The following is a 21,504-nucleotide window of genomic DNA, read 5'->3' as shown; positions in this document are numbered from 1 at the left end:
TCGACCGTGCCGCGCATCTCCGCGGGCATCGGGTCGAGCGCCGCAACGGGCGTGTCGGGGTCGTCGGCGAGCAACTGCAGGAGATCGACCAGCGATGCCGCGATCACCTCGGCGACCTCGGCGTCGACGGCGGTCAGATCGGCTTTCACAGTGAGCGACAGCTCGTCGGCGTCCGGGGCGGCGATGAGCGCCAGCGGATAGTGGGTCGCGTCCGAGGTGGTCACGTCGCGGATCTCGAGCCCTGACGTGCGCGATCCCTCCAGCACGGTTCCCGTGTCGACTGGATAGGACTCGTAGACGACCAGGGTGTCGAAGAGCGCGGGATGCCCGGAGGCGCGGGTGATCTCGCCCAGACCGAGGAACTGGTGGTCGACGAGCCCGGTACGGGAAGCGTGGAGCGTCGTCACCAGATCGGCGACCGTCCGGTTCGGGTCGACGTCCGCGACGACGGGCACCGTGTTGATGAAGAGACCGATCATGGCATCGGCCCCGTCGAGGTCGGCCGGCCGACCCGACACCGTCTCGCCGAAGACGACGCGTTGTTCTCCGGTCAGTCGCGACAGCAGGATCGACCAGGCCGCGTGGAGCGCGGTGCTCGTGGTGCTGCCGAGTTGCCGGACCCGTTCCTCCAGCCGGGCACGGCCGGCGGCGTCCAGGCGCGCGGCGATCTCGTACGGATGGCGCTCCTCCTGGCGGGCGCGGGCGGCGTGGTGGGGCGCGACCACGGTGGGCGTGACGTCGGCGAGAACGTTCTGCCACGCAGTGAGGGCAGCGGCACGATCTCGGCGATCCAGCCACTCGAGGTAGGACTCCATGTCGGTGGCCGGGGTGACCGCGGGACGGCCGAGATGTGCGGCGAGGAGATCGGCGACGAGGATCGGCCCGGACCACCCGTCGAGGATGATGTGGTGCGCGGTGATCACGACGGTGTGTGCGGGACCGGCGATGCTGTGGTGCGAGACGGCGGTGAACCTGATCAGCGGCGGCGAATCGAGGTGGAACGGCCTGGTGCGATCCTCTTCGGCGAGTTCGGCGATGCGCTCCGCCGCATCCGCGAGCTCCGCTGCCGTGAGGTCGATGCCGCGGAAGTCGGGGTCCGTCACCACCGCGTGATCCGCCGGCGGGATCACCACGACGGGTCGGCCCGACCCGGTCCGGGTGAACGCGGACCGCAGGACCCGTTGGCGCGCCAGCAGTTCGCGGATCGCCGGAAGCAACGCGGTCGGCGCGTGCTCACCGGCGAACTCGATGATCGATTGTGTGACATAGGGGTCGGTCGGATGCCCGGCGCCGTCGAACCCAGGGCCGTCGAACTCAGGGGTACCCGCGAGACGTTCGGCCTCGTAGATCAACCCCTGTTGCAGCGGGGTCGGCGGCCAGATCACCGGCGCGGTGTGGGAACGTCCCGCCGAGTACCTCTCGACCAGATCGTCGATCTCGGTCTGCGAGACACCCCCGCCGATGACGTCGGTCTCGCTGGGCCCCGGGTCCCCCACCGATTCCACGTATGCGGCCAGCGAGGACAGTGCGGCATCCCATCGAGAGGCGATGTCGTCGAGGACGTCGAGACCGAGTACCGCTTCGGGCGCCGAGAGATCCAGTCGCAACGAACGGCCGCGCGGGGACGGCACCGTCCCCATGGTTGCGGTGAGCGCGGCGAGAGCCGCCATGTCGCCGGTCGCCGACGGCGGGAGCACCGGCGCGTCGCCGACCGGGAGGAACTCGGTGGCCGGCGTGTCGGCGTCGTCCTCCGAACCGGCCAGACTCCCCAGGTAATTGACGGTCACCGGCGGCAACGGGCGGTCACGGAGGGGCGACCCAGGCCGTGACCAGCGCAACGGACCGAACGCGATGCCGTTGTCCGGCATGCGTTTCTGCCGGTCCTTGAGGGACTTGAGGATCGTCGCCAGGTCGCGTCCGGGTGAGGTCCCGGCCTCGGGGATCTCGACGCCGACCGGGACGAAGGAGGTGAACCAGCCGACGGTGTCGCTCAGGTCGGCGCCCGGGGCGACGGACTCCTCGCGCCCATGGTTCTCCAAGAGCATCGACACCGTGCGGGCGTCGTACCCGAGTCGACCGGCGGCCGTCCCGGTGGCGAGGGCGTAGGCGAGGGCCGCGGCGACCACGGTGTCGGCGCGGGCGCCGAACGCATCCGCGACCCGACCCAGCACGGACTCGGTGCGATCGGGTCCGACGACGTGGGTCGTGGAGACGCTGGTTCGCAACCGATCTCGGACGGGATCGAGCACCGAGTCGGACGACGGTGGCAGCTGTTCGGTCCACCAGTCGATCTCGTGCTCGCGGTCGGCGAGTTCGGACAACACCTGCGCCCACCGGCGGAAAGACGTCCCGCGGGCGGTGACCTGCGGCTGGTCGCCGCTGCGGTACTGCCACCAGGCGCGGGCCAGGCCGGACACGATGGTCGGCCACGACACCGCGTCGACGCCGAGGTGATGGATCGCGATCACCAACCGGCCGACCGTGTCCCGGCCGTCGGCGACCCGCACTCCCACGGCCGCAACGAGTCGTCCCCGTTCGGGTGAGAGGGCGCCGAGAGCACGTCGATGCGCCTCTCGCACCGCCTCACCAAGAGTGGCTGCCGCAGAACCGGTGGCCGGCCGCGCCGGGTCGAGGATCTCGACCAGGACGTCGTCGGCGCTGCCGGCTCCGGCGATCACGACGGGATCTCCGTCCTCGCCGATCTGCAACGACGCGGTGAGCATCGGGTGCGCTGCCACCACCGCAGCGGTCACGGCGCGCAGGGCGTCTTCGTCGATGTCGGCCGGCAGGGTCAGCACCGTGCTCTGCGAGAAGTCGGCGATGTCGTCGAGCCCATCGGCGAGGTCGAGCATCCACGCCACGCCCGGCGTCGGCGCGACCGGTCCGATGCCGCCGCCGGACAGCTCGTCGAGCACCGCGTCGGGTTCGTGCCGGGACAGTTGCGCGAGGTCGCGGATCGTCGCGGCGCCGAACACGTCACGCGGGGTGAGACCGAAACCGGCGGCCCGCAGCATCGAGGTCAGGCGGATCGACGCGATCGAATCGCCGCCGAGAGCGAAGAACGAACTGGTCATCGGGACCTGTTCGACACCGAGGACGGCGGCGACGATCCCGGCGACGACGCGTTCGGTGTCCGTCGCCGGCTCCGCATCGGACCCGGTGTGCTCCAGCATGTCGAAATGCGGCGCGGGAAGCGCCTTCCGGTCGAGCTTTCCGGCGCTGCTGAGCGGCGCATCGAGCAGCGTCACCCACAGCGTGGGCCGCATGTAGGCGGGCAGCGAAGCCGCCACCGCCTCCCGCGCACGGCCGACGCTGTCGGCGCTCTCGGGTCCGATCAGGTAGCCGACGAGATGCTCCGCGCCGCCCGGGGCCCGCGCCAGGGTCACCGCGGCCTGTCGTACCCCGGAGGCGGTCGCGAGCACGGACTCGATCTCGCCCAACTCGATCCGCTGGCCGCGGAGCTTCACCTGGAAGTCGCTGCGGCCCAGGTATTCCAGCTCGCCGGAGCGGTTGCGGCGGACCAGGTCCCCGGTGCGGTAGAGCCTGTCCCCTCGCCCGAACGGGTCGGCGACGAAACGGTCCGCGGTCAGATCGGCGCGCCCGGCATACCCCCGGGCCAGCTGGACACCGCCGAGATACAGTTCGCCGGCGACGCCGGTCGGTACCGGTCGTAGACGGTCGTCGAGGACGAGGCTCTGCGTGTTCCAGATCGGCCGGCCCATCGGCACCACCTCGCGGTGATCGCCGAGGGTGGCGGCGGTGACCTCCACCGCGGCCTCGGTCGGACCGAAGAGATTGTGGACCCGCACCCGGGGCAGGACGGCGCGCACCGCGGCGAGGGTGGCCGGCGCCAGCGCCTCGCCCGAGCAGTAGAGGTGTCGCAGGCTCGGCAGCACCCCGCCCCCGGTGTGGTCGAGGACCTCGACGAAGACCGTCAGCAACGACGGGACGAAGTGCACGGTGGAGACCTGCTCGTCGTCTATCAGCCGGGCGATGGCGTGTGGGTCGAGGTGTGCATCGTCGGGTGCGATGACCATCCGGGCGCCGGTGATCGGCGGGGTGAAGAGCTCGGGCACCGACACGTCGAAGGTCGCCGGCGTCTTCAACAGGACCGCGTCGTCCGGGCCGATGCCGAATTCCTGGATGCCCCAGAGCAATCGGTTCATCACGGCCCGGTGGGTCACGGTCACGCCCTTGGGCCGGCCGGTGGACCCGGAGGTGAACAGGGTGTAGGCGGCGTGGTCGGCCAGGAGCGGCGCCCGCCGTTCGGCGTCGGTGACCGGGGTGGTGTCGAGATCCACCGGGTTGGTGGAATCGACGACGATCACCTGGTTCACGACGCCGCCGATCGTCGTACCGTCCGCTTCATCGGGGCCCGCCGCGCCGGGTGCGACGAGACCGATGTCCGCTCGCGCGGTGTCGATCATGTAGCGCACCCGGTCCACCGGCGCATCGGTGGCCACCGGGACGTACTGGCCGCCCGCGGCGAGGACCGCGTGGATCGCGACCACCAGTTCGACCGATCGCGGTATACACACGGCGACACTGTCTTCCGGGCCGACGCCGGCGGCGATCAGCTCTCGCGCGACCACCGCCACCCGCGCGGCGAACTCCCGATGGGTGATCGACCGGCCGGCGCAGCGCAACGCGACCGCGTCCGGCGAGATCCGGGAACCGGCGACCACGGCATCCGCCAGTGTCTCCGGCGGCAGGGTCACGGTGCGGCCGAGTCCGAGCTCGTACTGGGCTTGTTGCTGAGCCTCGGTGAGCAGCGGGATGTCCGCGACCGGCACGTCGAGGTCGCCGGCCAGAACGGTGAGGGTGGACTCCAGCGCGGAGGAGATCATCTCCGCGGTGTCCCGGTCGAACAGGGCGGTGGCGTACGTGATCGACCCGGCGAGCGTCCCGTCGACGCCCTCGCGGGTACCGATGGTGAGGTCGAACTTCGCGGTGGGGTCGTCGATCTCGACGAACTCGGCGGTCAGGTCCCCCATGGTCGCGCCGGCCACGGCCGGCTCGGCACCGGCGGCGTGCACCAGCATCACCTGTGCCAGCGGCTCGACGTTCTCCGTGCGGGGCGGATCGACGGCGTCGACGACGCGCTCGAACGGCACCTCGGCGTGATCGAAGGCGGTCAGGTCGGCCGGCTTGACCCGGTCGAGGAGGGCCCCGCCGGTGAGCTGCGGATCCACGTCGACGCGCAGTACGACGGTGTTGACGAACATCCCGATCAGCTCGTCGAGGACGCGGTGCCCACGTCCCGCGACCGGGGTCGCGACCGCGATCTCGGCGGTCGACGTCAGCCGCGCCAGAACAGCCGCCACCGCGGTGTGCAGGACCATGAACAGCGTCGCACGCTGCTCGGAGGCGCGGCGGCGAAGACCGGCGACCACCGGCGCCGGCAACGACCACCGCACGGTCGCCGCACTGGGATCGGGTTCGACGGTGCGCGGCCGGTCCACGGGCAGCGGCAGGACATCCGGCAGCCCCCGCAACTGCTGCGTCCAGTAGGACAACTGGCGTGACATCTCCGAGTCCGGGTCGGCCGGATCTCCGAGCCGATGCCGTTGCCACACCGCGTAATCCGCGTACTGCAGGGTCAGCGGCGTCCACTGCGGAGCCTGGCCGCTGCGGCGTGCGTCGTAGGCCTCGACGACCTCGCGGGCGAGGATGGGCGCGGACTCGCCGTCGGCGGCGATGTGGTGGAGCGCGATCACGAGTACGTGATCGGTGTCCGTGGAGCTGAGGATCCGCGCACGCAGAGGGAGATCGCGGGTCACGTCGAACGGTTGTGAGATCGTGGCGGTGATCTCCTCGGCGACCAGGCTGTCCGGCGCGATCCCGGAGATGACGGTGTGTCCGACGGGGACCAGGCCGGGGTGAGACTTGCGCACCACCTGGATGGGTTCGGCTGCGTCTGTTGCTTCCGGATCGGTGGGATAGATCGTGCGGAGCACTTCGTGCCGCTCGGCCACGTCGTTGATGGCCTCGTGCATCGCGTCCACGTCGAGGTCGCCGTGCAGTCGCACGACGATGGGGATCACATATGCGGCAGAGCCCGGGTCGAACTGGTTGAGGAACCACATCCGCCGCTGGGCGTAGGACAACGGGACCGGTTCGGGTCGCGCCATCACGCCGGGCACGGGACCGGTGGCGCGACCATCGATCCCGCCGGTGTCGAGCAGCGTCGCGAGGGCCTCGACGGTCGGGGCCTCGAAGATCATCCGCACCCCGATCTCGACACCGAACTCCGCGCCGAGGCGGGCGACCACTCGGGTCGCGGACAGTGACGTACCGCCGAGATCGAAGAACGAGTCGAGCGCCGAGACGCCCGGGCCGCCGGCCGCGCCCTCCATGCCGAGGACCTCGGCGAAGACCGCCGCGACCGCGCGTTCGGTGTCGGTGCGCGGTTCGAGGTGGACGCCACTGGAGAACTCGGGTGCCGGCAGTGCGGCGCGGTCGAGTTTGCCGGTCGTCGCGAGGGGGATCTCGTCGAGCGGGACGATCGCGGTCGGCACCATGTGCGCAGGCAGATGCCGGGCCGCATGGGCGGTCAGCGCCGGCACGTCGACGGCCGCGCCGTCGCTGCCGTGGACCCAGGACACCAGCACGGTCTCACCCGACGTCGGGTGCGCGATGCCGGCGGTGGTCGAGAAGTCGACCGCGGCAGAGCTTTCCAGGACGGCGTCGATCTCGCCCGTCTCGATCCGGAATCCGCGGATCTTCACCTGGAAGTCGCTGCGGCCGAGGAAGTCGAGTTCCCATCGGCCGTCCCGGCGGCGCCGGCGGACGAGGTCACCGGTCCGGTACATCCGCTCACCCGGCCGCCCGAACGGTGCGGCGACGAACCGCTCAGCGGTCAGCGCGGTCTGGTTCAGGTAGCCGACGGCCAGCGCCGGGCCGACGAGATACAGCTCGCCCGCGACGCCGGGCGGGACCGGATGGAGTCGCGCGTCGAGAACGAGTACACCCACACCCGCGATGGGTCCACCGATGGTGACGGGTTGTCCCGGACGCATCGCGGCGGAGGCCGTCGACCAGATCGTCGCCTCGGTGGGCCCGTAGAGGTTGTACATCGCACGCCCGTCCGACCAGGCGCGGACGAGCTCGGGTGAGCAGGCGTCGCCGGCGACGCACACCACCCGGAGGTCGGGGAACATCTCGGCGGCGGGCACCGTGGCCAGCGCACTCGGCGTGATCGTCAGGTGCGAGACGGACTCGTCGGCGATGACCGACGCCAGTTCGCGGCCGCCGGTGACCCCCGGCGGCACCACGACCATCGTCGAGGCCCCGGCAACCGCGACGAGGGTCTCGAACACCGAGGCGTCGAATCCCGGTGCGGCAAAACGCAGTACCCGTGACTCCGGGCTCAGGTCGAATCGGGATCGGGCGTCGGCGACCAGATCCGCGAGTCCGCGGTGCGAGACCGCGACGCCCTTGGGTCGCCCGGTCGAGCCCGAGGTGAAGATGATGTAGGCGGTGTCGTCGATCCGATCGTCGGGCACCGGATCGTCGAGGGCAACCGGCTGCGATGCCCACCGGGTGGGATCGGTCAGGTCGACGAGGTCGTCGACGAGGAGCCAGGTCGTGCCGTCGTCGGCCTCGGCCCGTGCGTCCGAGGAGCCCCGCGCACCGGGCGCCGAACTCGTGACGCCGAGCGTCGCGGCCAGCGTGCCGGTCATGTAGCGGATGCGTTCGGCGGGCTGCGACGGGTCGATGAGACCGACCGCGGCGCCGGTGCGGACGATGGCCCAGAAGGCCACCGTGCCGGACAACGATCGCGGCACGGCCAGCGCGATCACCGCGCCCGGTCGTGCGCCCCGCGACCGCAGTTCCGCGGCGACCAGTCGTGTGGCGATGTCGAGTTCGGCGTAGGTCAGGGTGGTGTCACCGTCGGTGACCGCGACACCGTCGGGGTTGCGGGCCGCCGCGGCGTCGAACAGCCCGGGCAGCGTGACCTTCTTCTCGGCCAGGGCCGGTGAGCTCAGGAGAGCCGGGGCGTCGTCGGGCTCCCCGGCCGGGAGGTCACCGATCGGGGTCTGCGGCGATTCGACGACCGCATGCGCGATGGACAGCAGACGATGCGCCAGATCGGCGACGGTGTCGGTGTCGAACAGCGCCGTCGCATAGGTGATCACGACCGGGGTGTCCTCGTCGCGGGGTCGACCGGGCGGGTCGACGACCGTCACCTGCAGGTCGACCTTGGCGCTGGTGACCGGGGCCTCGAGTTCGGAGACGACCAGACCGGGGAGTTCGACCCTCGGCCGGTCGGTGTTCTGGAAGGCGAGCGCCACCTGGAACAGCGGCGGGTGTGCGGTGCTGCGGGCGGTCGTCACCTCCTCCACGACCGTCTCGAAGGGCAGGTCGGCGTGATCGAGTGCGGCGATGTCGGTCTCGCGGCAGGCCGCGAGGACCGTGGCGAAGTCCGCATCGCGGCGCAGGGGCGTGCGCAGCGCGAGGGTGTTGACGAACATCCCGATGAGGCCGTCGAGCCGACGGTCGCCGCGACCCTCCACCGGTGTGCCGATCACTAGATCGGTGCTGCTTCCCGACCGCAGGAGGGTGACCGCGAGAAGCGCGTGCACGCACATGAACATGGTCGCGTCGTGCCGGTCGGCGAGTTCGCGCAGGCGTGACCAGGTCGACGCATCGATCACCGTCGATAGTTCCGCACCGCTCTCATCACGCACAGCCGACCGCGGGCGATCCAGCGGCAGATCGGTGAGTTCCGGGGCATCGGCGAGTTGCGTTCTCCAGTAACCGAGTTGGCGTGCCGCAAGCGACTCGGGGTCGGTGAGATCACCGAGGATCTCGTGATGCCACACCGCATAGTCGGCGTAATGCACCGGCAGCGGGGACCATTCGGGCGCATGACCGGACTGCCGCCCCTGGTAGGCCTCGACGAAATCGGCCACCAGCGGCGCCATCGACCCACCGTCGCCGATGATGTGATGGACGACCAGGACGAGCACCCACTCGTCGTCGGCGACCCGGATGAGGCGCGCGCGCACCGGTGCTTCCCGCTCGAGGTCGAAACCGCGGGTGACGATGTCGGCGACGGTCGCGGTCACCCCGGCAGACCCGGAGCCGCGCATGTCGATCGGCGGATCCACCCGCGCGTCGTGCCGGGCGGCGTCGGGATCGTCGACGATCTGCTGCGGAACGCCGTCGACGGCGACGAACCGCGTGCGCAACGTTTCATGGCGGGCGATCAGGTCATCGAGGGCCGCGGCCACCGAAGCGGGTTCCAGGCGTGGGCCGGGCAGATCGGCGGTGGATCGGCCGCGCAGGTGCAGGACGGCCGGGATGAGATAGGCCGGTCCGCCCGGGTTCATGGTCTCCAGGAACCAGATCCGTCGCTGGGCAGGCGACAGCGGAAGCGGACCGGTCCGTTCCACCGGACGCAACGGCGGTCGCGTGGACTCCTGCCGGTCGCCCTCGGCGAGACGCGTGTCGATCGCCGCGGCGAGTCCGCGGACCGTGGGGGTCGTGAACAGATCGCGTGCCGCCACCGTGGTCCTGAAGTCCTCGGCGGCGCGTGCGGCGACCCGGGTCGCGGTGAGCGAGTTGCCGCCGAGGTCGAACAGTGATGCGGTGACACTGATCTCGGTCTCGCCGAGGATCTCGGCGAGGAGGGCGGCGAGCCGTTCCTCGGTGGGTGTGGCCGGTGGTTCGTGGGTTCCGGTGTCGTCGGTGGTGTCCGGTTCGGGCAGGACCGCGCGGTCGAGCTTGCCGTTGACCGTGAGCGGCAGCGCGTCGAGCCACACGAACAGGGTCGGCACCATGTACTCCGGCAGCGCGGCAGCGAGCCGGTCCCGGACGGTCGCCTCGTCCGGGGCTCTGCCGGCCGTGGGAACGAGGTACCCGACGAGATGCTCGGTGTCGCCGCGCATCCGGATGTCGGCGCCGGCCGCGTCGATGCCGTCGATCGCGGACATCGCCGACTCGACCTCGCCGAGCTCGATGCGGAAACCGCGCAGCTTCACCTGTCCGTCGCGGCGGCCGACGAACTCGATCGATCCGTTGCGGGCGACACCGACGTCACCGGTCCGGTACATCCGACTGCCCGGCGGACCGAACGGGTCGGCGACGTAGCGTGTCGCCGTCAGACCGTGGCGTCGCAGGAAGCCCCGGGTGACCTGGAGGCCAGAGACGTACAGTTCGCCGGGCACACCGTCGGGCAGCGGCGCGAGCCGGCCGTCGAGGACATGCACTCGGGAACCCAGTAGCGGCCCACCGATGTCGGAAGCCGTTGCTGCGTCGACGAATCCGCGGGTCAGCTCACGTCTCGTCATGTAGACGGTCGTCTCGGTCGGCCCGTACATGTTGTTGAGCTGAGGACCGGGGACGTCTGCCCCCGGTCTGGTCGGCGAACCGTCGGCGGCCCGGTCGGCCTGCCACTTGCGCACGTGCTCGTAGTCGAGGATCTCCCCCGAGAAGTGGAGGCGGCGAACCGATTCCGGGAGCGCCGAGCCGTGGGGCGGCCGTACCGCCGCCGCGAACTGGTAGAAGGACGAGGGGGTGAAGTTGACGATCGTGACGCCCTCGCGGTCGAACACCTCGACCACGTCGTCCGGGGCACGGGTGGTGGCGTGGTCGAGCACGACGAGACGCCCCCCGGCGAGCAGAGCCGCCCAGATCTCCCCCACCGACACGTCGAAGGCGTAGGAGTGGAACATCGACCACACGTCGTCGGGTGTGCTCTCGACCAGGGCGTCGAGCGCGACGACGAGGGAGATCACGTTGTCGTGGGTGACCACGACGCCCTTGGGTACACCTGTCGAACCGGAGGTGTACATGACGTAAGCACTCGAATGGGCCCCGACGCGGTCGGGAAGACGTGCTGCCGGGAGCGGTTCGGCCCAGGAAAGCAGCTCGTCGGGTGTCGAGATGCGAGCGGGCATGTCCGTCCACGCGTCCGCCGTGTCGGGGTCGGCGAGGACGAGCACCGGCGCGGCGTCGTCGACGATGGTGCGCAACCGCGCGATGGGATGTGTCCGGTCGAGCGGCAGGTACGCCGCACCGGTCTTGAGTACCGCTAGCAGTGCGACGACGAGATCGGCCGACCTCGGCATCGCCACGCCCACCAGGGTTTCCGGCCCGGCGCCGGCCGCGGCGAGCGCACGCGCCAGCCGTTCGGTTCGGTCGTCGAGGTCGCGGTAGGTGATCGTCGCGCCGTCGAGATCGGTGAGCGCCGCGGCGTCGGGACGCCGGTGTGCCGACACCCGGAAAAGTCCCGGGAGCGACTCGACGTCGCCTGTGCCGAGCACATGGTCGATCCGGCGGTCCAGGTCGGCGAGGACCTCCCCGGCGGTCGCCGCCAGTTGTGCCGGGGTCCTTCCCGTCCGCGGCAACAGCGCGGTGACCGTCGCGCGTACCGCCGGGGTCGGGTCGACGCCACGCGCGGCCAGGGTGGTCGCCGCGACCGTCACCCGGCGGTGGAACTCGCGGAAGGTCACCGGCCCGTTGGCCCCGACCATCGCCTCGGCGTCGGCGGCGTGGGTCGCGGCGAAGGTGAGCCTGCGCAGCGCCGTCGGCTGTGTGGACCCCGCGGACGTGCGCGCCCCGACGCTGCGCGAAACCGAGGTGTCCGACGTCACGCGGGCTCCACCCGGTTCCGTCGTGGTTCACCGGGGATTGCGTCACCGGGCACTGCGTCGACGCGCCCGGACAGGGCGGTTGTCGCCGCGGTGCGGACGCACGCGAACACCTCGTCGATGGTCCGGTCGGCGTCGGCGAGGAGCGTGGTGACCGCGACCGTCAAGGCCTCCGACGGGTCCTCGTCCGGCACGGAGAACGCCATGGCCACCGAGGTGGCCTCGAGATCGGCGAACGTGACCGAGGGTGCCCCGGGGATGCCGATCACCGCATCCGGCGCCGTCGCCGCGACCGTGGACACGAGTTCGTGCAGCGGCTGCTCGGCGTCGACGATCTCGGCCGACTGCCCGTCGGCCCAGATCGACAGGTCGCCCACCGGCGTCCCCGGCCGGGCGGCGATGTCGATGAGCAGGTTCTGGTACCGCTCCGCGATCCGTTCGGCGCCGGCACGGTCGAAGAGGTCGGTGTCGTAGGCGATCTGGCCACCGAGCGCACCACCCCGGTCCACCCCGTCGAGGTCGTCGGGGTACACCATGATCTCGAGGTCGACCTTGGCCGCCAGAGACGACGACGGTCGCAGACGAACGGACAGACCGTCGAGGCTCATCGCGGGGATGTCGAGGTTCTGGTACGAGAGCATGACCGAGAACAGCGGGTTGTGCCGGCCCCGGCGAGCCGGTCCCTTCCCGACGCGGTTCAGGTGGTCGACGATCTGGTCGAAGGCGACGTCGGCGTGGGCGAGGTCGGTGACGTCCTCGGTCCGTACGCGTCGCAGCAGCTCGTCGAACGGTTCGTCGAGACGCAGACGGGTACGCAGCGGCACCGTGGTCGCGAGCATGCCGACCATGTCGGCGAGAGCGGGATCGTCGCGGCCCGCGAACGGCGTGCCGATCACGACGTCCTCGCGGCCGGAAAGCCGGCCGATCAACACGGCGAGCGCTGCGTGCATCACCACGAACTGCGTCGTGTTGTTCACGCGAGCAAGGTGTTTGAGCACCGTCGCGGTCTCCGGCGGGACACTCACGTCGACCACGTCTCCGCGGTGCCGGGGTTCCACGGGGCGCGGCCGGTCCGTCGGGATCACGGCGGGTTCACGGACCGTCCCGAGGCGTTGCTCCCAGTACTCCAGCTGGGCCTGCTCCTCGGTGATTCCGCCGGACGCCTCGGACGACAGTCGCTCGGCGTGCCAGATCGCGTAGTCGGCGTACTGCACCCGCACCGGGTTCACGACTGCGGTCCAGGGACCCGCCTGCCCATCGATCCGGGCGCGGTAGGCGGTGGTGAGGTCGCGGGCCAGCGGCCGCAACGAACCGCCGTCGGCGTTGATGTGGTGCACCACGAAGACGAGGAGGTGACGGTCGGCGGCGAGCCGGAGGATCGCAGCACGGACCGCGTTGGGGCCGGTCAGATCGAAGCCCGGTTCGACGACGGCGGCGATCTCCTCCTCGACGCGGTCCGGGGTGGTGTCGACGAGGGCCACCCGGAAGCCGCGCAGGGCATCGGCGGCCGGGATGATGACCTGCACCGGACGCCCCTCGTGCAACGGGTAGCGCGTCCGGAGGGACTCGTGGCGGGCGATCACGTCGTCGAGCGCCCCGGTCAGGGCCGAGACGTCGAGTGGGCCGTCGAGTTCGAGGGTGAGCCCCACGTTGTACGCCGACGATGCCGGATCGATCTGGTTGAGCGACCATAGTCCGCGTTGGACACCGGTCAGGTCGACCATGTGCGGCCGCTCCCGGGGTGTCAGAACCCTGCCCGCGCCGGTGGATTCGACCGTGCTCAGTGCGGCGACGAAGCTCGCCACCGTCGGGTTCTCGAACAGCAGCGCCAGCGGGACCCGCCGGTCGATGTGCTGCTCCACCCGATAGGTCACCTTGGTCGCCGACAGCGAACTGCCGCCCAGTTCGAAGAATCCGTCGTGCACACTGACCGTCTGGAGTCCGAGCACGTCGGCGAAGATCTGCGCCACGGCCGCCTCGAGACGGCTTCGGGGAGCGACGTATTCGCGTGCGGGCGAGATCTCGACGGCCGGCAGCGCGCGCCGGTCGACCTTGCCGGTCCGGGTCACCGGGAACTCGTCGAGCACCTGGACGGTGTGCGGGACGAGGTGCGCCGGCAAATGGGATACCGCATGGTCGACGATCTGCTCGGGGGCGGGGTTGCGTCCCGGCACCCCCGTCACATAGGAGACCAGGACCGTGTCGCCCGCCGGCGTCGGCATCCCGACACTCACCGAGTGCTCGACGTCGGGGTGGGTGACCAGAACGGCGTCGACCTCCCCCGGCTCGACCCGCATGCCGCGGATCTTGATCTGGAAGTCGTTGCGGCCGTGGTAGATCAACTGGGCGTCGGCTGTCCACGAGACGAGATCGCCGGTGCGGTACATCCGGGTGCCGGTCCCAAAGGGGTCGGCGACGAACCGGCCCGCAGTCAGTCCCGCCCGTCCGTGGTACCCGCGTCCGAGCGCCCGCCCGGCGAGATAGAGTTCGCCCACGACGCCGGACGGCACCGGGCGCAGTCCCGCGTCGAGAACCCGTGCCCCGACGCCGGAGATAGGCCGGCCGATGGTCACCGGCGCCGTCGCGCGCAACGGCGGGGAGAGCGTCACCCAGATCGTGGTCTCGGTGGGACCGTACAGGTTGAGCAGCGGTCTGCCATCGGCGTCCCATCGCTCGACGAGTTCCGGCGGGCAGTCCTCCCCCGCCACCATCATCGTCTCGACGCCGGGGATCTCCGCCGGATCGATCGTGGCGAGCGCCGTCGGAGTGGCGCAGGCGTGCGTGACCCGGTGCCGGGTGATGACGTCGGCGAGTTCGGGGCCGGCGAACACATCGGGCGGACTGATCACCAGTTCCGCGCCCGCACAGATCGCGAGGATGATCTCCCAGACCGCGACGTCGAACCCCGGTGCGGCGAGCTGCAGTACGCGGGACGCACGGGTCACACCGAGTCGGTTCTGCTGCTCGGCGACCATCTCCGCGAGGCCCGCGTGGGTGACCGCCGCCGCCTTCGGACGTCCGGTCGATCCGGAGGTGAAGAGCAGGTATGCGAGATCGTCGACGCGGGCGCCTCGGGTTCGGTCCGCGTCGGTGACCGGATGGTCGCGGCGTCCTGCGAGGTTCAGCTCCACCTCGAGGTCGTCGAGCAGCCACTCCTCGACGCCGAGGTCACGCTGCTGCGGTGCAGCATCCGGGTCGGCGGCACGGTCGGCGACCACCACCGAGTCGACGGTGATCACGAGTGCGGCGCCGCTGTCGGCGAGCATCGCAGCTCGGCGGCGCACCGGCAGTCGCGCGTCGATGATGACGAAGGCGGCGCCACTCATCGCCACGCCGAGCATGGTGAGGACCATCCGTGGGGATCGTGGAATGCTGACGGCGACCACATCTCCCGGACCGATGCCGCGGTCGGCGAGGAGGCGGGCCAACTGGTGGGTCGCGGTCGCCACCTCTGCCCAGGTGAGTCGCCCGGTACCGGCCCGGGCGTCACCCGTCAGGGCGACGGCGGAGGGATTTGCCGAGGCGATTCCCCGTGCGATGAGTTCGGCGAGGGTCGTCTCCGGCTGCGCGCCGCGAAGCGGTGCGGCGAGTGCGCGGAGCGCGTCGGGCTCGAGCAGGTCGATCGAGGCGAGGGAACGGTCGGGCGCCGACACCATCTGGCTCAGGACCAGGCGCAACCGGCTCGCCATGTCGCGGATCGTCTGCTCATCGAACAGGTCGGTGGCATAGGCGAATTCGACCTCGTAGTCGTCCGTGCGTTCGGTCACCGAGACGGTGACGTCGTACTTCGCCGCCGGCACCCGCGCATCGAGCAGTTCCGCCGAGCCCGTCCAGTGCGACAGCTCGGTCAACTGGTCGGGCTGCACGCTCAAGGCGACCTGGAACAGCGGCGAATGGGACGGCGACCGTTGCGGCGCGACGGCGTCGACGACGCGTTCGAAGGGGACGTCGGCGTGACTCATCGCCCGCGCGCAACGACGATGCGCCGAGGTCACGAGATCCCGCACGGTGTCGTCCGGGCGCAGCGAAGTGCGCTGGACGACGGTGTTGACGAACATGCCGACCAGTTCGGCAACCGCCGGGTCGTCGCGTCCGGCGACCGCGGTGCCGATGCTGACGTCGTCCACCGCGGCGAGCTTGCCGAGGGTGAGGGCCAGGGCCGACTGGAAGACGGCGAACGGCGTGACGGCGAGGGTCGTCGCGAGGCGGCGGAGCCCGGCCGACAGCTCGGCGTCCAGAGTGACGTCGAGGTGATCTCCCGCGCTGGACATCACCCGCGGGCGCGGGCGATCGGTGGGCAGTTGCAGAAGGTCGGGTGCGCCGTGAAGTTCGGTGCGCCAGAACTCGAGTCCCTCGACCAGCGCGGGCGACGGCCGTTCCGGGGTTCCGAGGACCTCGGCGCGTTCGACGGCGACATCGGCGTATTGCATCGGGAGCGGTGTGAACTCGGGTTGTTCCCCGGCGCGCCTGCTCTCGTAGGCCGTCATCAGGTCCCGGAGCAGCGGCCGCAACGAATGCCCGTCGGCCGCGATGTGGTGAAGGACGAGCACCACGACGTAGCCGCGAGGGTCCCCGGTGAGGAGGCGGAAGCGGAACGGGATCTCCTCGGCGAGATCGAATCCCACCTCGGTGATCGCGGAGATCGCCGCATCGAGACCCCGCTCACCGACATCGATCGGTTCGGAGTCGAACACGGCGCCCGCGGTCGCGGTGTCGAGGATGCGCTGTTCCGGTTCGCCGTCGACCGCCGGGAACACGGTACGCAGGATCTCGTGCCGGTCGAGGACATCGAGCGCCGCGCGATGGAGCACCTCGGGATCCACCGCATGGGTGAGCCGAAGCGCACCGGACATGTTGTAGGTCGACTCGGTCGGGGACATGCGGTTGATGAACCACAGCCGGATCTGCGCCTGGGACAACGGAATCCGCGCCGGGCGCGGTGGAAGGCGACGCTCCGGCGGTTCCGGCACGGTGTCCGCCACGACGGCTCGGGAAGCAAGGTCGGCGAGGTCGTCACTGTCGAAGACGTCGGTCAGGGCGATCGTCAGACCGTGTCCGATCCGGGCACGGGACACCATGCGGGCTGCGAGGAGTGAGTCGGCGCCGAGGGCGAAAAGATTGTCCGACAGGCTGACCCGTTCCCGGCCCAGGGCCTCGGCGACCATCGAGACGATCGCCTTCTCCGCCGGTGTCCGGGCCTCACGGAACTCCGTGGTCTTGTCCGTGAGGTCCGGGGCGGGCAACGCCGACTGGTCGAGCTTTCCGGAGCGGTTCGTCGGGAAGGCGTCGAGGAACACCACGGCGAGCGGCACCATGTGGCCGGGCAGCCGCCGGCGGCAGAAGGCGCGGACGGCGTCCGAGTCGGGGACCCCGGAGGTCCCGCGGACGTACGCCACGAGTACCGGCGCCGGCCCGAGATCTCGCCGAGCCACGACGACCACCGCGTCGACACCGGGCATCGTCGCGACCACCGATTCGACCTCGCCGAGCTCAACCCGTTGCCCGCGGATCTTCACCTGATGGTCGCTGCGACCCAGGTACTCGAGTTCTCCGTTCTGCGTCCACCGCACCAGGTCGCCGGTCCGGTACATCCGGGCACCCGGCTCGCCCAACGGGTCGGCCACGAACCGGGAGGCGGTCTGCGCCATCGCGCCGAGGTAGCCGTTGGCCAGCTGCGGGCCCACCAGACACAGCTCACCGGCGACGCCGACCGGGACCGGCCGCAGGCGGCGATCCAGAACGCGCACGACGGTGCCCGCCACCGGTCGCCCGATGGGCACGACGGTGTCGTCGGAAGTCACCCGATGGGACGTGACGTCGATGGCCGCCTCGGTGGGGCCGTAGAGGTTGACCAGGCCGGCTGACGAGGTCCGGCGGAGGCGACGAGCCAGCTGCGCCGACAGCGCCTCCCCGGAGGTGAAGACCCAGCGGACCCGGTCGGGCAGCGACGTCGGCGTACCCGACCCGTTCTCGGTCTGACCCACGACGTCGAGATAGGCGTCGAGCATGGACGGGACGAAGTGCAGCACGGTGACCGCGGCCTCGTCGATGAGGTTCCGCAAGTACTCGGGGTCCCGGTGGCCGTCCGGTTCGGCGATGACCATCTGCGCACCGGTCTGCAGGGGCCACAACAGCTCCCACACCGACACGTCGAAGGTCGCCGGGGTCTTGTAGAGCACCGCATCGTCGGGGCCGATCGGATGATCTCGTTGCATCCATGCGAGGCGGTGCTCGAGCGCCGCGTGGTCGACCTCGACCCCCTTCGGTACACCGGTCGAGCCGGACGTGAAGATCACGTACGCGGGCTGATGCGGCAACGGACGGGAGCGACGCGGTGGTACCTCGTCCTCCGGACCCGCCCCGGCGTCGATCGCATCGATCCCACGGTCGGCGAGGAACTGTGCGTCCACGGTGAGCGCAGGCCGGACGATCGTGGCAATGGCGTGGCGTCGTTCCTCCGGCTCGGCCGGATCGACGGGTACGTACACCGCCCCGAGGCCGATGATCGCGTAGATCGCACACACCTGTTCCAGGCAGCGATCGAGCGCGACGATCACCCGGTCTCCCGCGACGACCCCCTCGTCCGCGAGGACACGCGCGAATCCGTCGACCGCCAGCGACATCTCGCGGTAGGTGAGGCGCGAGTCCCTGAAGACGAGCGCGGTCGAATCCGGCGTCGCGGCGACCTGTCGTGCGAAGGGAGCCAGGATGTGCTCGCCGGCGACGCCGACCGCCGGACCGCCGTCACCGAGCCGCTCGACCGCCGCCGGCTCACCCGGGATGAGCAGGTCCAGTGCCGCCACCGGACGATCCGGGGCCTCGATGAACTGCTCGAGAACGTGAAGCAGCCGCGCCCGGTGGGTGCGCAACTCCTCGGGGTCGTACAGGGCCGGGTTGGCGTGGAGACCCACCTCGAGCGGCGCGTCGGGACCTGCGGCGAAGACGTTCATCACGAGGTCCTCGACCATGCCCGCGGACAGCATGTGATAGCTGACGTGGGCCCCGTCGATCTCGATCGGCTTGTCGAAGAGCAGGAGGTTCACCAGCGGACCGAAGGACGTACCGGTCGCATCGCCGAATCCGGCTGCGGCACGGATGTCCTCGGAGCGGTACCGCTGATGGCGGAGAACCGCGGTGATCTCCGAGGTGACCGCGGCGACGACATCGGCACAGGTCGCCGCGCCCACACCGTCGACGCGCAACGGCAGCATGTTGGAGACCATGCCCATCGACTGTTTGATCCGGGCAGTGGTGCGAGCCGTGACGGGCAGACTCAGCACGATGTCGTCGGCACCGGACATCCGTGCCAGGAATGCGGCGAACGCCGCGGTGAGAACCGCCGCGACGGAAGCGTCCAGCTCTCGGGCGCGGCGTCGCAGACGGCTGTCGAGGTCGGCGTCGAGCATCCCCGCGGCCACCACGGTCTCGTTTCGGATGCCGGTGGTGGCCGGATGGGTGGCCAGTGACACACGTTCGGGCAGTCCGGCGGCGCGTTCCGCCCAGAACGCATGGTCCTTCTCGTGACGCGTGCTCTGGCGGTAGGCGGCATCGTCGGCGACCACCTCGGCAAGGGTCGCTCGCCGCGGTGGGACGCGGGCCTCGGCCGCGACCGCGGCGTTGTAGCGCGCCACCGCTTCGTGCAGGCAGACGAGCGCGCCGTAACCGTCGAAGGCGATGTGGTGACCGCGCATGTACCAGTAGGTACGGTCGTCCGCCACGCGGATGAAGGCGGCGAAACCGACCGGGTCGTTCAGCAGGTCGACCGGGCGCTCGTGGTCCGCACGCATCCACTCCTCGGCCGCGGCGAGCGGGTCGGGCCGGTCACGCAGGTCCAGTTCCACCACGTCGAACGGCAGCGACTCGTCGATGTACTGCATCGGCGTGCCGTCGACCTCGGCGATCCGGGTGTAGGCGGTCTGGAGTTCCCGCGAACCCTCGATGACGCCGCGGCGGAACAGCTCTCGGTCGAATGGACGCCCGTCGTCGACGATGTCCAGGTAATGCGCGATGGTGATCGAGTGGTCGTCGTCGAGGTTCTCGGCGAACCACATGGCACGTTGAGCCGCGGTGAGATCCAGCAGGTCGACCCCCCTAGCTTCGCTGCGCCCTCCCCGGCGCCCCTCCCCGTACCCAACTTGTGGGATCCCCTCACCGAGGGGTGATTCTTCATCCATTCCACGTCCGAACCAGTCGTCGGCGATTTGGTCGTTCGACGGCGCCGCTGACCCGTCCCCCGAGGCGTTCGCCGAACAGCCACGAATCATACGCTTTACATCTCTTTTGAGATCGAAAGTGATACAGCGCATCTCACGCCTGAGAGCCTCGTCACATCCGGCGCCGCACAGGTGTGGCAGGTGGGACCTCATCAGCCCCTTAGAGGCCCAGGAGCAACTCACGTCACACCGAAGACGTCGGGTTGCGGTTTGGATTCGGTCGTTCGACCGACATCTGCCCGAGGGAAGGAATCCCGTCACACCAAGTGACCGCGACGGGGCAAGATTGGGGGCATGACGAGCGTGCAACTGGTCGAGGTCGGCCCCCGCGACGGCCTCCAGAACGAGCAGACCCTCCTGTCGGTCGACGACAAGGTCGAGTTGATCTCGCGCAGTGTCGACGCCGGCGTCCGACGCGTCGAAGCGGTCAGTTTCGTCAATCCGAAGCGGGTTCCGCAGATGGCCGGTGCCGAGGAGGTCATGGCCCAGGTTCCGCGCGTCGACGGCGTCTCCTACATCGGTCTGGTCCTCAACCGCCGGGGTCTCGACCGTGCCCTCACCGCCGCCGTCGACGAGGTCAACGCGGTGGTTGTCGCGACCGAGGAGTTCAGCCGGCGGAATCAGGGCTGCAGCGTCGACGAGGGCATCGCCGCGGCGATCGACGTCGTACATGATGCCCGCGAGGCCGGACTACGGACGACGGTGACCATCGCGGTGTCGTTCGGCTGCCCGTTCTCCGGGGAGGTCGCCCCCGAGTGGATCGGCGAGATCATCGCGCGCCTGACCGACGGCGCGGCACCGGACGAGATCGCCCTGGCCGACACCATCGGCGTCGGCGTCCCGGCACAGGTGCGCACACTCGCCGACCTGGCGGCCGCACACGCACCGGGCATCCCTCAGCGCTGGCATTTCCACAACACCCGCAACACCGGCTACGCCAATGCGCTGACGGCCCTGGACTGCGGGGCCGGCGCTCTGGACGCGTCCATCGGCGGTTTCGGCGGTTGCCCGTTCGCCCCGGCCGCGACGGGCAACATCGCGTCGGAGGACCTGCTCTATGCGCTGGACCGGTCGAACGTCACGACCGGCGTCGACATGTACGGCCTGATCGAGGCCGCGGAATGGCTGGGCAGGTCCCTGGAAAAGAGTGTCCCCGCTCTCCTCGGGCGCGCCGGAGGTTTCCCGGACACCCGCTGAGGCGGGGACGCTCGTTGCGTTCGTGTGCGGGTGACTAACCCGTGGTGTGCACGATCAGCACGTCACATGCCGACTTGCGTGCCACGTCGGCCGGAACCGATCCGAGAAGGCGCCCGGCGATCGAGTTCAGGCCGCGGTTACCGACGACGAGGAGGTCGGCCTTGACGTCGCTCACGAGCTGGAGCAGCGCGTCGACCGGAGCACCCTTGACGGGGCGCTGGACGACGGTGGCGGCTCCGGCCTTGGACGCACGCTCTTTCGCGGTCCGCAGGATCTCCTCGGTCGGCGTCGAGCCGGTGACCTGGTAGGCCTCGTCCTTGAGGATGTCGGCGGCCTCCCCTGCACCACGCTCGTTGGGGAAGTATGCGCACGCGATCACCAACTGCGCGCCTTCGCCCGCGAGTGCCCCCGCACGTTCCACCGCCTTCATCGACGACTCCGAGCCGTCGGTCCCGACGACGATGGTCTCGTATGCGCTCATCCCAACCTCCGACATG

General features: G+C 70.3%; 4 protein-coding genes. 1 reads left to right on the top strand and 3 read right to left on the bottom strand.

Annotation, left to right across the window (positions count from 1 at the left end):
* Both GONAM_RS22475 and GONAM_RS15590 read right to left on the bottom strand, forming a co-directional pair.
* Positions 1 to 11,600 (bottom strand): non-ribosomal peptide synthetase (locus tag GONAM_RS22475; RefSeq protein WP_006867722.1); only part of this gene is annotated, 11,600 nt, incomplete at its 3' end.
* Positions 11,597 to 19,648 carry a non-ribosomal peptide synthetase gene (locus GONAM_RS15590; RefSeq protein WP_245548628.1) on the bottom strand — a complete coding sequence of 2,684 codons (8,052 nt, stop codon included), beginning with the start codon at positions 19,646 to 19,648 and terminating at the stop codon, positions 11,597 to 11,599. The genes GONAM_RS15590 and GONAM_RS22475, both read right to left, overlap by 4 nt.
* Positions 19,649 to 20,104: 456 nt before the next feature.
* On the opposite strand from GONAM_RS15590, the gene GONAM_RS15585 reads away from it, so the two are divergent.
* Entirely contained in the window at positions 20,105 to 21,007 is a 903-nt protein-coding gene (locus tag GONAM_RS15585) for a hydroxymethylglutaryl-CoA lyase (protein WP_006867720.1), read from the top strand.
* Positions 21,008 to 21,041: 34 nt separating this feature from the next.
* On the opposite strand, the gene GONAM_RS15580 is transcribed toward GONAM_RS15585, so the two are convergent.
* Entirely contained in the window at positions 21,042 to 21,488 is a 447-nt protein-coding gene (locus tag GONAM_RS15580; RefSeq protein WP_006358695.1) for a universal stress protein, read from the bottom strand.
* Between the last annotated feature and the right edge of the window lie 16 nt (positions 21,489 to 21,504).

Origin of the sequence: Gordonia namibiensis NBRC 108229, from assembly GCF_000298235.1 — a bacterium.
Classification (GTDB): domain Bacteria; phylum Actinomycetota; class Actinomycetes; order Mycobacteriales; family Mycobacteriaceae; genus Gordonia; species Gordonia namibiensis.
Note: the sequence above shows the minus strand (reverse complement) of the source record. Positions and strands in the feature narration are given on the sequence as shown.